The organism is Arthrobacter sp. M2012083 (genome assembly GCF_000281065.1).
GTDB lineage: Bacteria > Actinomycetota > Actinomycetes > Actinomycetales > Micrococcaceae > Arthrobacter.
The window spans coordinates 1-544 of the sequence record NZ_AKKK01000063.1 but is presented as its reverse complement, the minus strand read 5'-3'; the positions used below and the strand labels follow the sequence as shown (position 1 = coordinate 544).

Sequence of the window (544 nt, the reverse complement as noted above, 5' to 3'; positions counted from 1 at the left end):
GCCACCTGGTAGACGTCCACGCTGAAGCTCTCGCCCTTGAGGCTGCCCAGCTTGTCCCCCGCCTCTGAGATGGGCAACGCCCAGGCAGCCACCTTGTACGAGCCCGAGGAGGAATCTGTTCCCTCGGACGACGACGCGGATGCTGATGCTGATGCCGACGGAGCGGATGACACGGACGCCGGAGGCGTCGCATCCTTGCCCACCGGCGTGGGTGCCGAGGGGGTGCCGCAGGCACTAAGTGCCAGGATTCCGGCCAAGGCCAGGCTGCCGATTTTTACTACGCTGTTGATACGCACAATTCCCCCATTGAGTGGATTTATTTTGATATGCACAATATTGCCTTGTCTTTTTAGGGCCTGCAGCGAGGACAACTTCCCGCGCCGAAGTGGTCTTGGGAGTCACTGTTGCGGCTCCCAAGGTGTTAGCTGTTGGTGGTCTTGCGGTTCCGGACGAACAGGAGTCCTGCGCCGACGACCAGGAGTGCTCCGGCTGCGTAGAGCAGGCCGGTTCCGACGCCACCGGTGAGGGGCAGTTCGAAGCCGCC

Annotated in this window: 1 protein-coding gene and 1 pseudogene; both read right to left on the bottom strand. The window is 62.1% G+C overall.

What is annotated here, in order from left to right:
* Nucleotides 1–296 (bottom strand): annotated as a pseudogene (locus A477_RS0120495) (hypothetical protein); the annotation flags it as partial.
* Nucleotides 297–421: 125 nt separating this feature from the next.
* Nucleotides 422–532 carry an LPXTG cell wall anchor domain-containing protein gene (locus tag A477_RS24045; protein WP_353579780.1) on the bottom strand — a complete coding sequence of 37 codons (111 nt, stop codon included), beginning with the start codon at nucleotides 530–532 and terminating at the stop codon, nucleotides 422–424.
* Nucleotides 533–544 lie beyond the last annotated feature (12 nt).